Genomic DNA, 14162 nt, shown 5'->3' on the forward strand with positions numbered 1-14162 from the left:
AAATATATATTTATAGCTACCGTGAGGATAAAGATCCCTCCAGCTAATATATAACTTTGGACTAGAGTCAACGTAAACATCGTTGTAGGATATATCACATCTAAAATCGTAACAGCTCCTAATAAAAACATTGGCGCAATCATGACTAAAAACCACATGGAAAACCACGTTTTTGTAAAACTTGTTACAAATGTCATTTTACGAAGCAGAAAATTAGGACCCACAACAGCTAAAATCAATGTAAAACTATAGCCAATACACTGAATAAGCGAAATCTGTAAAATCCCATTATTAACTATTAAAATAGAAGCAATAATCCAAAACGAAACGATATTCATTACCGTAAACCCAATTTGCTTCCACGTTTCCTGTCTATCCCTTTCCATCACTTTTACAAGTTCATTGGCATATTCTTTCGGCGAGCTTCCAAAATTTCTTCTACACTTTTCCCGTCACTCTCACCTTCTATTAAATGCAACTCTGCATCTTCTAAAAAGCTTTCCATATCGCTTTCTTTCACACTCTTTGCGGTCAAAAATAATCTCATATCTAACAAAAACTTTTGCGCTTCACTTGATAGCATTATTTTCTTCTTCCCTTCCCTTCAAGTAGACGTTCTACACTACTTTGCATCGCTTCCCAGCGACCCATAAATTCATCCAGTGCTTCCTCGCCTTTTTCTGTTAATGTATAATATTTTCGCTTTGGACCAGATGGAGATTCCTTCATTACACTTGTTATTAATCCTTCCTTTTGCATTCGTATTAATAACGGATAAATACTTCCCTCACTCGCCATTGTGAAACCATATTTCGCTAATTTTTCACTCATTTCATAACCATATATTTCACCTTCAGAAATAATAGCAAGTAAGCAACCTTCTAAAATCCCTTTTAGCATTTGACTTGTCGACATAATTCAAATCCTCCCACTATCTTGTTTTACAAGATAGATAAGCGTAAGTATCTTGCTTTACAAAATAGTATAACAGAGACTATTTTGCAAAACAAGATAGCTAACGATTTTTTCCAAATGTTTGCAGGAATTTCATAGTTCCCCCTCTAAATAGAGCAATAAGAGAACTTTTATTATGAAGGAGTGTTTTTCATCATGGTTACAAATCGAGTTGTCTTTTTAACAGGTGCTGCGAGTGGTATTGGTTATGAAATGGGGAACGCTTTTGCAAAAGAAGGCGCAAAAGTTGTTATTACTGATCGCCTTGAAGATCGTGCGAAAGAAGCTGCTGAACAATTACAAAAAGAAGGCTTTCAAGCTATCGGTTTAAAATGTGACGTTACATCTGAAGAAGAAATTACAGCAACGCTTTCTCAAACAGTTAGTCATTTCGGTTCACTAGATGTATTAATTAACAATGCAGGAATGCAACATGTTTCACCGATTGAAGATTTTCCAACTGAGAAATTCGAACTTCTTATTAAAATAATGCAAATCGCTCCATTTATCGCCATCAAACACGCTTTTCCTATTATGAAAAAACAAAAATACGGCCGGATTATTAACGTCGCTTCTATTAACGGCCTTGTCGGATTCGCTGGAAAAGCTGCCTACAATAGCGCAAAACATGGCGTAATTGGATTAACAAAAGTTGCCGCTTTAGAAGGTGCTATCCATGGTATTACTGTAAATGCCCTTTGCCCTGGTTATGTCGATACCCCTCTTGTACGCAATCAACTAGAGGATTTAGCGACTACACGAAATGTACCACTTGAAAATGTTTTAGAAGATATTATTTATCCTCTTGTACCGCAGAAGCGCTTGTTGCAAGTACAAGAAATTGCAGATTATGCTATGTTTTTAGCAAGTGAAAAGGCAAAAGGCATAACTGGTCAAGCTGTTGTTATCGATGGTGGTTATACTGCTCAATAAGAAAAATAAAGTTTGCTCACGAAGAGCAAACTTTATTTTTCTTTCTATCGCGAGGATCTTCCTACTTTAGTAATTGTTTAGGGAGTTTCTCAATTGCAACAATCACTCCGTCTAATTTACTTTCAATGCGATGTAGTAAATATAGCGTTACAACAATTGGAAACCCCACATTACCTATCATCCTGATCCACTCTTCCATCTTTCTCTCCTCCCTTCATTACATAAATAAGAGGAAAAGAGAATCTTAGGCATAAAAAAACAAGCTATTTGTGATTAGCTTGTTTTTTCAAATAATGACGTAATTTCTTGCTTATAATCTCCACGTAAAATACCTTTCTCAGTTATAATTCCTGTAATTAATCCATGCGGTGTTACGTCAAATGCAGGGTTAAATACAGGCGTTCCAAGTGGCGCCACTTGTTTCCCAAAAATTTTCGTAACTTCTGTTTCATCTCTTTCTTCAATGACAATTTCAGCACCTGTTTGTTTCGTAGTATCAAATGTAGATAACGGTGCTGCAACGTAAAATGGGATACCGAAATACTTTGCTAATATAGCTAAATTTAATGTTCCTATTTTATTAGCAGTATCACCGTTTTCAACGATTCGATCTGCTCCTACAATAATCGCATTAATTTCTTTCGTTCGAATTGCATGTGCTGCAGTATTATCCGTAATAAGCGTTACATCAATGTCTGCTTGCTTCAATTCCCATGTCGTTAAACGACCACCTTGTAAAACCGGTCTCGTTTCACACGCATAGGCATGTAAACGTACACCCTTCTCTTTCCCAATATAAAATGGGGCTAATGCTGTTCCATATCTAGCAGTTGCAATACTTCCAGCGTTACAAATTGTTAAAATTTTATCACCGTCTTTAAAACATGTTAAAGCATGTTCTCCAATACTTCGGCACACCACTTCATCCTCTTGCTGAATACGAAGTGCTTCCTCTTCTAATATTTTTTGTGCTTCTTTTATTGTAGAAATCCCTCGTATAGCTTCTCTCATGCGATCAATTGCCCAAAATAAATTGACTGCCGTCGGACGTGATGTCCCTAAATAGTTACAATCTCTATTAAACTTCTTTTGAAATTCATCGATATTTGTAGCATCATATTTCTTTGCCGCAAGCGCCAAACCAAACGCAGCTACAATCCCAATTGCAGGTGCTCCGCGTACTTCTAACATAATGATACTTTTCCATACATCTTCAACATTCGTTAATGTTTTGTATTCAGTGACATGCGGCAACTTTGTTTGGTTTAATACCGCAATGGTATCTCCTTTCCAACTTACAGATCTCGGAATAGTAATGATTGTACTCATGCCTTTACGCCTCCTGAAATTGTATGTTGAAATAATGTTCGGAACAGTTGTATATCTGCGCTCTTTGATTCATATTTTAATAGTTCTTTCCCTAAATAAAGTGCTTGTTTTTTAGCTTGAATTCTTCTTTCTTTATCTGATATTTCATCTAAATCTGCCACGTGTGCTAGACCAATTGTTCTACGAATCAGTTCACATCCAGCAAATCCAACAATATCACTAAAAATATTTTGCAAAATAATTGGTAACCATTGTTTCTCTTTCGTATATACTTCTACACCTTCTCCAATCCATAGCTTTGTAAAAGCTTCTACAAAATAACTCCATGTTTTCTCGATATGGAAAAATAGCACACTTCTTTTTTCCTCTTCACGCGATAACGCATTTAATAATAAATTTGCAATAAATTGGCCAAGATCAAATCCAAATGGACCGTACGTTGCAAATTCTGGATCAATTACTTTCGTTTCAGAAGGCGATGAAAATATACTACCAGTATGTAAATCCCCATGAATGAGCGCTTCTTTTCTCGTTAAAAACTTATACTTATACTGTGCTACTTTTAATTTTAAATTTTTGTCACTCCACAGTTCATCAACCGCTAGTTGTAACTCTGGCTCATAATCATTCGTATCATAATGACCAAACGGATCTGTAAACACTAAATCTTCTGTGATTTTACTAAGATCTGGATTAACAAATTCACTATCTAACACTCTTTTCTCTTCTGAACGTACGCCGAAATCTGAAGTATAAAATAAAACATGTGCTAGAAAGCGACCAATATGCTGGGATAAAAGAGGATACTCTTCTCCGTCTATTAATCCTTTTCTTGTAATCGTTAGCCTTGATAAATCTTCTATTACTGTCACTGCCAACTCCTCATCATGACTGTATACTTCTGGAACGTATTCCGGTACATACTTCGCGAAAATTTGTAGTGCTTTACTTTCAATCGTTGCTCTTTTTATTGACAATGGCCAGCTCTCACCAACTACTTTTGCATATGGAAGTGCTTGTTTTAATATAATTGTCTTCTCTCCATCATCTAATTTGAATACGTAATTTAAATTGCCATCTCCAATTTCATGGCAGATTACATTCGCTTTCTTATCAAAGTATCCATGTTCTTTTGCGTAGTGTACAGCTGTTACTTCTGTTAATGAATAATATCCCATCGTCTTCTCCCCCTTTTAATTCAGAGGTTTTTCTAGCACAGAAAAACCTCTTCCCACAAAGAAAGAGGTTTGAAGTTTATCTTCTCCCCTCTTATCTGCCAGAAAGTTTACTTTCTGCTGGAATTAGCACCGTGCCTTTTGACGTCATAAACGCCCCATTTCACAATGGTATTGCGGTCGGTTGCTGGGCTTCATCGGGCCAAATCCCTCCACCTGCTCTTGATAAGAGTTGTATAATTTTTTGAATTTTTAACTTTATGATGAAGACTATACCAAGAATAAAAATCACTTGTCAACATTTTATTTGTATAATTCTGGACGACGATCTGCAAAAACTGGGATTCCTTTGCGAACCTCTTTAATTTTCTCGAATTTCAGCTCTCCAAATAAAATAAATTCCTCTTCATTTGCCTCTACTACAACTTCACCCCAAGGATCGACAATTAAAGAATGACCTGCAAACTCATTGTTCGGATCCTTTCCTGCTCTATTACATGCTACAACATAACACTGGTTTTCAACTGCTCTCGCCTGTAAAAGCAAACGCCAATGCGCTAAACGTACTAATGGCCATTCTGCTACAACAAATAAAACTTTTGCACCTTTAGCAGTATGAACACGCATCCACTCCGGAAAACGAATATCATAGCAAATTGTGCCAGCGCACTCTACATCATCTAGCTTAAATTCACCTGTCTCATTACCAGCTACTAAATATTTATGTTCATCCATAAGCTGAAATAAATGTACTTTACTATATTCATTGACTAGATTCCCTTCATTGTTTACAACATACATTGTATTTGTAACACCTTGCTCTGTTTGCTTCGCTATGGAACCACCAACAATATGTACACCATATTGTTTCGACCATTCTTTCAACTTTTCTTTCGTTTCCAATCCATCCCTATCTGCAATTTCAGAAAGTCTTGTTAAATCATATCCTGTTGTCCATAATTCTGGTAAGACGATAACATCTGGTCTTTCTTTCATCGCTTCGCTTATTTTATTTTTAGCGTTCTCAATATTTTTTTCTACATCACCAAAGACAATATCCATTTGAATACATGCGACTTTCATTTTGTCCGCCCCATTCCTAATTTTTTCTTTACAAAATACTGGAAAGATTATATCATTTGTCACTAGAATTGTAACAACTTTCAAAAGAGGTGAAAAGTATGAAAAATTTTCAACCTTCCGAAGTAGTAACATCATTGCCGACACAATTTTTCGCTTCACTTGTTGCAAAAGTTAACAAAGTCGTTGCAGCTGGTCACGATGTTATTAATCTAGGTCAAGGTAATCCAGATCAACCAACACCACAGCATATCGTAAAAGCTTTACAAGATGCTGCTGAAAAGGCCATTCATCATAAATATCCGCCATTTCGCGGACATGAAAGCTTAAAAGAAGCCGTGGCAACATTCTATCAACGTGAATATGATGTAGTAGTAAATCCAAAAACTGAAGTTGCTATTTTGTTTGGTGGAAAGGCTGGATTAGTAGAATTACCAATTTGTTTTACAAACCCTGGTGATACCATTCTCGTTCCAGATCCAGGCTATCCAGATTATTTATCCGGAGTTGCTTTAGCAAAAGCGCACTTTGAAACAATGCCGCTTATTGCAGAAAATAATTTTTTACCAGATTATACAAAAATTGATGACTCTATTGCCAAGAAATCCAAGTTAATGTTTTTAAACTATCCTAATAATCCTACCGGTGCTACTGCATCAAAAGAATTCTTTGATGAAACCATTCATTTTGCTAGTAAACATAATATATTAGTTGTTCATGATTTTGCTTACGGTGCTATCGGATTTGATGGTCAAAAGCCTGTTAGTTTCTTGCAAGCAGACGGCGCCAAAGATACAGGAATTGAAATTTACACTTTATCAAAAACTTTCAATATGGCTGGCTGGCGTATTGCTTTTGCAGTGGGGAATGAAAGTGTCATCGAAACAATTAACCTATTGCAAGATCATATGTATGTTAGTATTTTTGGTGCAGTTCAAGATGCTGCCCGCGAAGCACTATTAGGCTCGCAGTCTTGTGTGGTAGATCTTGTTAATAGTTATGAATCTCGGAGAAATGCTCTTATTTCAGCTTGTCACTCAATTGGTTGGAATGTAGATATTCCAACCGGATCATTCTTTGCATGGCTTCCTGTACCAGAAGGATATACATCTGAGCAATTTTCTGATATTTTGCTAGAAAAAGCACACGTTGCAGTTGCTCCTGGTGTTGGATTTGGTGAGCACGGCGAAGGGTATGTCCGTGTTGGTCTCTTGCATACAGAAGATAGATTACGAGAAGCAATTAATCGAATTGATAAATTAAATTTTTTCAAAAAGTCATTGACAACATAAAAAATATCTGACAAAATTCAGTTATCTTAAAAATTTAAACATTTCTAAATACTTCTTATCAAGAGCAGGTGGAGGGACGAGCCCGACGAAACCCGGCAACCGATCTACAATTGTAGACACGGTGCTAATTCTCGCAGCGTTACGCTGACAGATAAGGAGCTGGTTGTAAAAAAACCTCTCCTTAGCTGAGAGGTTTTTTTATTTAACTAGGAGGTTATAACAATGAGCGGAATTATAGCGACATATTTAATCCACGATGATTCTCACAACTTAGAAAAGAAAGCGGAACAAATTGCAATTGGTTTAACAATTGGCTCTTGGACTCATTTGCCACACTTATTACAAGAACAATTAAAACAACATAAAGGCAATGTCATTCATATTGAAGCGTTAGACGAACAAGAACATATTAACTCTTACCTTGGCAAAAAAGTATCACGTGGACTCATTAAAATTCATTATCCATCGCTGAACTTTAGCCCCGACTTACCAGCCATTTTGACAACAACATTTGGAAAACTTTCGTTAGATGGAGAAATTAAACTAATTGATTTAACATTCTCAGACGAATTAAAGAAACAGTTTCCTGGACCAAAATTTGGAATCGAAGGCATTCGAAACCTGTTACAAGTTCAAGATCGCCCTCTTCTAATGAGTATTTTTAAAGGGATGATAGGACGGAATATTGGATATTTAAAAACTCAACTACGCGATCAGGCAATTGGAGGCGTAGATATTGTAAAAGATGATGAAATTTTATTCGAAAACTCATTAACACCACTTACAAAAAGAATTGAATCTGGGAAAGAAGTTTTACAATCTGTATACGAAACTTACGGACATAAAACTTTATACGCAGTAAATTTAACAGGGCGAACTTATGATTTAAAAGAGAACGCGAAACGTGCGGTGGTAGCTGGAGCAGACATTCTTTTATTTAATGTATTTTCTTATGGATTAGATGTACTGCAATCACTTGTAGAAGACGAGGAAATTCCAATTCCTATTATGGCACACCCTGCTGTAAGTGGCGCATATTCGTCATCGAAACTATACGGGTTCTCTTCTCCATTACTACTTGGAAAATTACTACGTTACGCTGGTGCTGATTTCTCTTTATTCCCATCACCATACGGCAACGTTGCATTAGAAAAAGAGGAAGCTCTTCTCATTACAGAAGCATTAACTGAGGAAGACCACTATTTCAAGAAAAGTTTTTCTGTTCCATCTGCTGGAATTCATCCTGGTTTCGTTCCCTTTATTCTACGAGATTTTGGTAAGGATGTTGTTATTAATGCCGGTGGCGGGATTCATGGGCATCCAAATGGAGCTCAAGGTGGTGGCAAAGCTTTCCGTGCTGCAATTGAAGCTACTTTACAAGGTAAACCACTCCATGAAGTGGATGAAATAAATTTGCATAGCGCACTACAAATATGGGGAAATCCTTCTCATGAGGTGAAATTATGAGTATTCAAGTATTTTGTGATTTCGATGGTACGATTACAAATAACGATAATATCATGTCCATTATGGAAAAATTCGCACCACCAGCAGCAGAGGAAATAAAGCAAAAAATTTTATCGCAAGAACTTTCTATTCAAGAAGGTGTTTCTCAATTATTTCGATTAATACCTATTAATCTACACGATGATATTATTCAGTTTTTACAAGAAACTGCTGAAATCCGTACAGGTTTTCATGAATTCATACAATTTATTAATGAAAATAACATTTCCTTTTACGTTATATCAGGTGGAATGGATTTCTTCGTCTATCCACTCTTACAAGAAATAATCCCTAAAGAACAAATTTATTGTAATGCAACTGACTTTTCAGGAGAATTTGTTGAAGTTAAATGGCCGCACCCTTGTGACGAGCAATGTCAGCATAGTTGTGGTCTCTGTAAATCATCATTAATTCGGAAACTAAGCTCTAAAGATGATTTTCATATTGTGATAGGAGATTCCATTACTGATTTACAAGCAGCAAAACAAGCAGATAAAGTATTTGCCCGTGACTTCCTTATTACAAAATGTGAAGAAAATCATATTGCTTATATATCCTTTAACACATTTCACGATATTCAAGTCGAATTACAACATTTGTTGGAGGTGAAATCATGAAACAACTTTTTCGTCAATGGTATGACTTAAGTGAAATAAAAAAAGAATTAACAACTCGGAATTGGTTTCCAGCAACAAGTGGAAATATTTCTATAAAAGTCAGTCATGATCCCCTTACTTTTCTTATTACAGCAAGTGGCAAAGATAAAACAAAAACCACTCCAGATGATTTTCTATTAGTAAATCATCAAGGAGTTCCCGTTTTAGAAACTGAGTTACGCCCTTCAGCAGAAACAATATTGCATACACATATTTATAACAGTACGAATGCCGGGTGCGTACTTCATGTTCATACAACTGATAATAATGTCATCACAAATTTGTATAGCGATAAAGTCACCCTTCAAAATCAAGAGATTATTAAAGCTCTTGATATTTGGGAAGAAGGTGCAACGATTAACATTCCTATTATCGAAAATGATGCTCATATCCCAACGCTTGGAGAGAAATTTCGAAAGCATATACAAGGAGATTCAGGAGCAGTATTAATTCGAAACCATGGCATTACCGTATGGGGCCGTGATAGCTTTGATGCAAAAAAAAGATTAGAAGCTTATGAGTTTTTATTCCAATTTCATATAAAATTATTATCAATTCAAGGAGGCGTTTCTAATGGCGCAAATTCGTATTCATGAGGAAAATACTCGTATTGAGAATGAAGTAGAAGTATCAAACTTTCTACAAGGAGAAGATGTTTTATATGAGAAATGGAATATTTCTAAACTTCCTACTCATTTAAAAGAAAATTACTCCCTAACAGATGAAAATAAAGCTGAAATATTAACGTTGTTTTCAAAAGAAATTGCGGATGTTTCAGAGCGCAGAGGTTATAAAGCATATGATGTGATTTCACTTTCAAATAGCACACCTAACCTTGACGAGTTATTAATTAATTTTCAAAAAGAACACCATCATACTGACGATGAAGTTCGCTTTATTGTCAGCGGTCATGGCATCTTCGCTATTGAAGGAAAAGATGGTCGATTCTTTGACGTTGAACTTGAGCCTGGTGATCTTATATCTGTACCTGAAAATGCAAGACACTATTTTACCTTACAAGATGATCGCCAAGTTGTAGCTATTCGTATTTTTGTTACAACAGAAGGTTGGGTTCCAATTTATTAAGGTAGCTAGTTGAATAAAAGGTTGGAACCCCTTTTCCAACCTTTTATTCACTCTACATATATACATCCTCCTATGGAACAGGCTTATTTCATAACATTGAAGTAAGCCTGATTTTTTATTTACTAAAATGATTTGTCCCTTTCGTTTGTTTAAATCAAATATCTCGAATCATAATTCCACTTTATCAAGTACATTTCGGAATACTTTTTGAACATTTATTGAACTTTTTTTGAATTTTTTCTGAAAATTCTGTTTTACGTATGATATACTACAACTAATAAGAAGGAAAAGAATATTGCAAACAGAGGGGGATAATCATGAGTTTACTTATCGCACTTATACTAGGAGTTATATGCGGAGCTATTCCTGTCATTTTAGGAGCTATTATGGAAGAATTAGAAGTTGGTGTTTTAGGTTTTGCTGCATCGTGTGTAAGCGCTTTATTTTTTGGTTTATATGGTGCTATTCCTGTTTCTATTCTGTGCGCATTTTATATACTACGCCATGCTCGCGCGAAACAGTTGGGTCCTAATCACATTGCACAAGTTATTCCATTCCCAATTGAAAGATGCCGTCGCGCTTCCAGCCTATAGATTATCCAACTTAAATATTATGCCTGCCTAAATAAATAAAAAGTCCTCAAATGAGGACTTTTTATTTATTTTCTTCTAGAAATTGAAACAATTCTTGCAAATGAAGTGCATCCTCGCTATAGCTAACGGATACATGACATGTCCCTTCAATCTCAGCATGCATATAAAGGGCAATTCCATCCCGATCATATTTCAATGCCAAATAAAACTCCATTTCCTCTAACATCTTTTTCGAGGTTCGGATAACATAATGCCCTTTCTCATCTCTTCCATATTCAAAATCTGGTCCAAAATCGTATTTTTGTTTAAAAGCTTCTTTTTGCTTATCATTAATCTGTACACAAGTTGCTCGCTGCACAGCATCAATCATTTCGTCAAACTTTTGGAGATCCATTTCATTTACCCCCTTATATACTTTTTGTATAATACTTGTGTTCCGCTATTCTCTTTTCCATCTACGATTAGCTCTTCATACAATTCCTTCGCTAGGGTTAAACCCGGTACTGGTAATTGTAATTTTTCAGCTTCATCTAAAGCAATCTTCATATCTTTCATAAAATGCTTTACATAAAAGCCAGGTTCAAAATCTCCTTTTAACATTCGAGGAGCTAAATTACTTAATGACCAGCTACCTGCAGCTCCTGTCGAAATACTCTCTAATACTTTATCTGCATTAAGTCCCGCCTTTTTCGCATACGCTACCGCTTCACATACTCCTATCATGTTAGAAGCAATTGCAATTTGATTGCACATTTTTGTATGTTGTCCACTCCCAGCAGGGCCTTGCAACTGAATATTTGTTCCTAGTTTTTCAAATAGAGGTAAGCAAATATCATATATTCTGTTCTCTCCACCGACCATAATTGCTAGTCTAGCTTCTTTAGCTCCAACATCCCCTCCAGATACTGGTGCATCTAATGTATATATATTCTTGCTTTTCGCAACTTCATTAATACGTTTTGCCAATGTTGGTGTCGATGTTGTAAAGTCAATTGCTATCGTACCTTCATTTGCATGTTCTAAAATTCCATCTATCCCAAAGTACACTTCTTCTACATCATGAGGATAACCAACCATCGTCATAACAACATCAACTTGCTTTACTAACGCTTTCGGTGTATCACACCAAGTCGCACCCTCTTGCACTAAAGAATCCGCTTTTTCCTTCGTTCTATTATATACATATACTTTATAACCACTTTGCATTAAATGGTTAACCATACTTTTTCCCATCACACCAATACCAATAAAACCTATTGATAAATTTTTATTTTCCATCTTCTCATCCCCTTTGTTCTAATAAATCATTTACCATCTTCCGAAATTCCTTATTAAAATCATCATCCAAACCATTCTTCACATTTGAAAATAAAATAACAAACGTTCCTTTTTCTTTATTGAAATTATTAAACGTATTCCAACCAGATAGTACACCATGGTTATGGAAAAAATCAGGATATATGTAAAAGCTAAATGCATATTTTCTTTCTTGTGAAGGTGTAAACATCGCTTGTATACTTTGTTCAGAAAGAAGCTTGCCATTTATAATCGCTTCATCTAATTTCTTCATATCTCCTACTGTCGTATACATCTCACCAGAGCCATATAACCAGTCCATCCCTAATTTTTGCGCTGGTACAAGTTCTTGATCTTTCTTCACATAACCCTTCGTGAAGTTTTTATCTCCAGGCACCATATTTCCCATACCTGATTCATGCATCTCTGCCTTTGTAAATATATTTTCTTTTATATAATCTCCTAAAGGCTTTTTCGTTATATTTTCTATAATATAAGCGAGCACCATATAATTATAATCCGTATACTTCCAACCTGTTCCTGGTGGAAAATCTAACTTTTGACTTCCAATCCAATTTATTAAATTTATACGTGAAGCTACATTAACCTTTCCTTCCCCATTTTCCGGTAAACCAGATGTATGCGTTAATAAGTGATATAACGTGATGTTTTTATCTGCTGGAAATGAAGGAATGTATTTATTTACATTATCTTGGATATTTAACTTCCCTTGTTCTTGTAACTGTAGAATGGATGTAGCAACAACTGTTTTCGTAATAGAACCGATACGATATTTTGTTTGAGGTGTATTTTCTATTTTATTTTGAACATCAGCATATCCATATCCTTTATTCAATATAACATGCTCTTTATCTGTCACCAAAACTGTCCCATTAAATTGCTTTCCTACTAAATACTGATCTAACTTTTGAGATATACTAGCATAATCAATTTTTTGTACTTCTTCTATATTATCTTGTATCTCTGACTCAATAGCAGGCGTTACCTTTGTTGTTAATACTGCTTGTTCCTTTGGATCTGGACTATAGAGAAAATAGTATACTCCGCCGCAAACTACAGCAGACAGTGAAACCATAGCCATTATTTTTTTTATCATATTGTTCCTCCGTCGTTACTTCATTTAAAATGGTCCCCCATATTCTATTATCAGGTAATAAAAAAAAATCGCAACAATTTGTTGCGAAAAATCACATTTTTTCTTTTCTATATATACATACTTGATTTTTCCCATTTTTTTTTGCTTCATATAATGCAATATCCGCTCTTTGCATTAATTCTTCTTTAGTAATCCCATTCTCATGTAACGCAACTCCAAAACTCGCTGTTAATTTCGAAATTCCAGAGAATTGCTTTGTTTCAATAAAAAATCGTAATGACTCCGCAACTTGAAAGGCTTCTTTTTCTACCGTATTTGTCACTAATATTATAAATTCCTCTCCTCCCCACCTTGCAAATATATGTTGATTTTCAACTTTAGATTTCATAAGATCTGCAAGCTGTACTAATGCTAAATCGCCAAAATCATGACCATATGTGTCATTTACTGATTTAAAATTATCTATATCAAACAAAATAAGTGCTATTTTTTCATCGTTACGTATTACATTCTCCCACTCTTTCTCCAATATTTGTTGGAATTTCAAACGATTATATATTTCTGTCAATGAATCTATCATTGCAAGTCTTTCTTGCTCTTGATAGATTTCATCTAATTCTGTAATCTCTGTGCATTTTACTATAAATCGCGATAAGTCTTCTGGTAATGGTATCGCACGTAATAGAAAAGTCAATGCTTCTCCTTCATGATTGTACATTTTAATTCTTCTTCCATTTGATAAAGTATCATCCAACCATGTTATATCGTGAGTCGTCGAATAATATCCGTTCTCTCTAATAAGATGTTCTGCAAACACTAAATGTTGTTCGCGATACGTAAATAAATTATCATATCCGAAGAATTGTAAAAAATTCGTATTACAATCAACAATCTCATCATCTTCTACTATAAATAATAAATCATTTTGAAAATCAAACATCGTTTGAAGCAATTCTTGTTGTAAACCTACTTGCCGCACTAAAGAAAGTTGATATAAACTCTTATTCACTTCCTCTAGTACCACTTGTGGGGTTACTGGTGCTATAACAATATTACGTATTCCTAACATTAGTAAATCTGCAAACTCATTGTTTATCTGTTGATCCCAAATGATAATGAATGTACTCCGCGAATCATATATATTC

Annotated in this window: 16 protein-coding genes, 1 pseudogene and 2 riboswitches; of the genes and pseudogenes, 7 read left to right on the top strand and 10 right to left on the bottom strand. The window is 35.2% G+C overall.

Annotation, left to right across the window (positions count from 1 at the left end; translation table 11 throughout):
* Positions 1-583: pseudogene (locus AB3X48_RS10300) on the bottom strand (DUF1129 domain-containing protein); the annotation flags it as partial.
* A complete protein-coding gene (locus AB3X48_RS10305; RefSeq protein WP_016106072.1) occupies positions 583-915 on the bottom strand; it encodes a PadR family transcriptional regulator in 333 nt (110 codons plus the stop codon). The gene AB3X48_RS10305 and the pseudogene AB3X48_RS10300, both read right to left, overlap by 1 nt.
* A 195-nt stretch (positions 916-1110) precedes the next feature.
* Between AB3X48_RS10305 and AB3X48_RS10310 the strand changes: the two genes are divergently transcribed.
* A complete protein-coding gene (locus tag AB3X48_RS10310; protein ID WP_088099489.1) occupies positions 1111-1887 on the top strand; it encodes a 3-hydroxybutyrate dehydrogenase in 777 nt (258 codons plus the stop codon).
* A 61-nt stretch (positions 1888-1948) separates the two neighbouring features.
* Here the strand turns inward: AB3X48_RS10310 and AB3X48_RS10315 are convergent, their stop codons facing one another.
* The 4 genes from AB3X48_RS10315 to AB3X48_RS10330 form a co-directional block, all read right to left on the bottom strand.
* On the bottom strand, positions 1949-2086 hold the full coding sequence (locus AB3X48_RS10315) for a YvrJ family protein (RefSeq protein ID WP_000393342.1): 138 nt from the start codon (positions 2084-2086) through the stop codon (positions 1949-1951).
* 74 nt (positions 2087-2160) lie between these two features.
* Positions 2161-3216 (bottom strand): S-methyl-5-thioribose-1-phosphate isomerase, encoded by a 1056-nt coding sequence (gene mtnA, locus AB3X48_RS10320; RefSeq protein WP_016106074.1) that lies wholly within the window; start codon positions 3214-3216, stop codon positions 2161-2163.
* Entirely contained in the window at positions 3213-4394 is a 1182-nt protein-coding gene (gene mtnK, locus AB3X48_RS10325; RefSeq protein ID WP_002111574.1) for an S-methyl-5-thioribose kinase, read from the bottom strand. Before mtnK ends, mtnA begins: the two co-directional genes overlap by 4 nt.
* A gap of 88 nt (positions 4395-4482) precedes the next feature.
* Positions 4483-4623, bottom strand: a riboswitch (SAM riboswitch).
* A gap of 71 nt (positions 4624-4694) precedes the next feature.
* Positions 4695-5558, bottom strand: a complete 864-nt coding sequence (locus tag AB3X48_RS10330) for a carbon-nitrogen family hydrolase (protein WP_033711022.1) — start codon at positions 5556-5558, stop codon at positions 4695-4697.
* A 14-nt stretch (positions 5559-5572) separates the two neighbouring features.
* Here AB3X48_RS10330 and AB3X48_RS10335 point away from each other — a divergent pair, with 14 nt between their 5' ends.
* From AB3X48_RS10335 to AB3X48_RS10360, 6 genes are all read left to right on the top strand, one after another.
* Positions 5573-6763 (top strand): pyridoxal phosphate-dependent aminotransferase, encoded by a 1191-nt coding sequence (locus tag AB3X48_RS10335; protein ID WP_016106075.1) that lies wholly within the window; start codon positions 5573-5575, stop codon positions 6761-6763.
* 52 nt (positions 6764-6815) lie between these two features.
* Positions 6816-6921: riboswitch (SAM riboswitch) on the top strand.
* Positions 6922-6985: 64 nt separating this feature from the next.
* Positions 6986-8230 (top strand): 2,3-diketo-5-methylthiopentyl-1-phosphate enolase, encoded by a 1245-nt coding sequence (gene mtnW, locus AB3X48_RS10340; protein ID WP_016106076.1) that lies wholly within the window; start codon positions 6986-6988, stop codon positions 8228-8230.
* Positions 8227-8886 carry a 2-hydroxy-3-keto-5-methylthiopentenyl-1-phosphate phosphatase gene (locus AB3X48_RS10345; protein ID WP_016106077.1) on the top strand — a complete coding sequence of 220 codons (660 nt, stop codon included), beginning with the start codon at positions 8227-8229 and terminating at the stop codon, positions 8884-8886. Before mtnW ends, AB3X48_RS10345 begins: the two co-directional genes overlap by 4 nt.
* Positions 8883-9521 carry a methylthioribulose 1-phosphate dehydratase gene (locus AB3X48_RS10350; protein WP_002111581.1) on the top strand — a complete coding sequence of 213 codons (639 nt, stop codon included), beginning with the start codon at positions 8883-8885 and terminating at the stop codon, positions 9519-9521. Before AB3X48_RS10345 ends, AB3X48_RS10350 begins: the two co-directional genes overlap by 4 nt.
* Positions 9499-10011: an acireductone dioxygenase gene (mtnD, locus tag AB3X48_RS10355; protein WP_002111583.1), complete on the top strand. Its 513-nt coding sequence runs from the start codon at positions 9499-9501 to the stop codon at positions 10009-10011. The genes AB3X48_RS10350 and mtnD overlap by 23 nt, the downstream gene beginning before the upstream one ends.
* 317 nt (positions 10012-10328) lie before the next feature.
* Entirely contained in the window at positions 10329-10604 is a 276-nt protein-coding gene (locus tag AB3X48_RS10360; protein ID WP_002160633.1) for a hypothetical protein, read from the top strand.
* 61 nt (positions 10605-10665) lie between these two features.
* Here AB3X48_RS10360 and AB3X48_RS10365 read toward each other — a convergent pair whose 3' ends face one another.
* The 4 genes from AB3X48_RS10365 to AB3X48_RS10380 form a co-directional block, all read right to left on the bottom strand.
* Positions 10666-10998, bottom strand: coding sequence for a DUF3909 family protein (locus tag AB3X48_RS10365; RefSeq protein ID WP_002122159.1), 333 nt, complete (start codon positions 10996-10998; stop codon positions 10666-10668).
* Between the two features lie 5 nt (positions 10999-11003).
* Positions 11004-11882, bottom strand: a complete 879-nt coding sequence (locus AB3X48_RS10370) for an NAD(P)-dependent oxidoreductase (RefSeq protein WP_016106078.1) — start codon at positions 11880-11882, stop codon at positions 11004-11006.
* 4 nt (positions 11883-11886) lie between these two features.
* Positions 11887-13017 (bottom strand): serine hydrolase domain-containing protein, encoded by a 1131-nt coding sequence (locus tag AB3X48_RS10375; RefSeq protein ID WP_016106079.1) that lies wholly within the window; start codon positions 13015-13017, stop codon positions 11887-11889.
* Between the two features lie 91 nt (positions 13018-13108).
* A partial coding sequence (locus tag AB3X48_RS10380; RefSeq protein WP_367959430.1) for a GGDEF domain-containing protein occupies positions 13109-14162 on the bottom strand: 1054 nt, incomplete at its 5' end.

The organism is Bacillus sp. S4 (assembly GCF_040838205.1).
In the GTDB taxonomy this organism is placed as follows: domain Bacteria; phylum Bacillota; class Bacilli; order Bacillales; family Bacillaceae_G; genus Bacillus_A; species Bacillus_A cereus_U.

Coding starts and splice junctions, on each gene's coding strand:
- AB3X48_RS10305 (WP_016106072.1), bottom strand. CDS start 915: ATGTCGACAAGTCAAATGCTAAAAGGGATTTTAGAAGGTTGCTTACTT.
- AB3X48_RS10310 (WP_088099489.1), top strand. CDS start 1,111: ATGGTTACAAATCGAGTTGTCTTTTTAACAGGTGCTGCGAGTGGTATT.
- AB3X48_RS10315 (WP_000393342.1), bottom strand. CDS start 2,086: ATGGAAGAGTGGATCAGGATGATAGGTAATGTGGGGTTTCCAATTGTT.
- mtnA (WP_016106074.1), bottom strand. CDS start 3,216: ATGAGTACAATCATTACTATTCCGAGATCTGTAAGTTGGAAAGGAGAT.
- mtnK (WP_002111574.1), bottom strand. CDS start 4,394: ATGGGATATTATTCATTAACAGAAGTAACAGCTGTACACTACGCAAAA.
- AB3X48_RS10335 (WP_016106075.1), top strand. CDS start 5,573: ATGAAAAATTTTCAACCTTCCGAAGTAGTAACATCATTGCCGACACAA.
- mtnW (WP_016106076.1), top strand. CDS start 6,986: ATGAGCGGAATTATAGCGACATATTTAATCCACGATGATTCTCACAAC.
- AB3X48_RS10345 (WP_016106077.1), top strand. CDS start 8,227: ATGAGTATTCAAGTATTTTGTGATTTCGATGGTACGATTACAAATAAC.
- AB3X48_RS10350 (WP_002111581.1), top strand. CDS start 8,883: ATGAAACAACTTTTTCGTCAATGGTATGACTTAAGTGAAATAAAAAAA.
- mtnD (WP_002111583.1), top strand. CDS start 9,499: ATGGCGCAAATTCGTATTCATGAGGAAAATACTCGTATTGAGAATGAA.
- AB3X48_RS10360 (WP_002160633.1), top strand. CDS start 10,329: ATGAGTTTACTTATCGCACTTATACTAGGAGTTATATGCGGAGCTATT.
- AB3X48_RS10365 (WP_002122159.1), bottom strand. CDS start 10,998: ATGGATCTCCAAAAGTTTGACGAAATGATTGATGCTGTGCAGCGAGCA.
- AB3X48_RS10370 (WP_016106078.1), bottom strand. CDS start 11,882: ATGGAAAATAAAAATTTATCAATAGGTTTTATTGGTATTGGTGTGATG.
- AB3X48_RS10375 (WP_016106079.1), bottom strand. CDS start 13,017: ATGATAAAAAAAATAATGGCTATGGTTTCACTGTCTGCTGTAGTTTGC.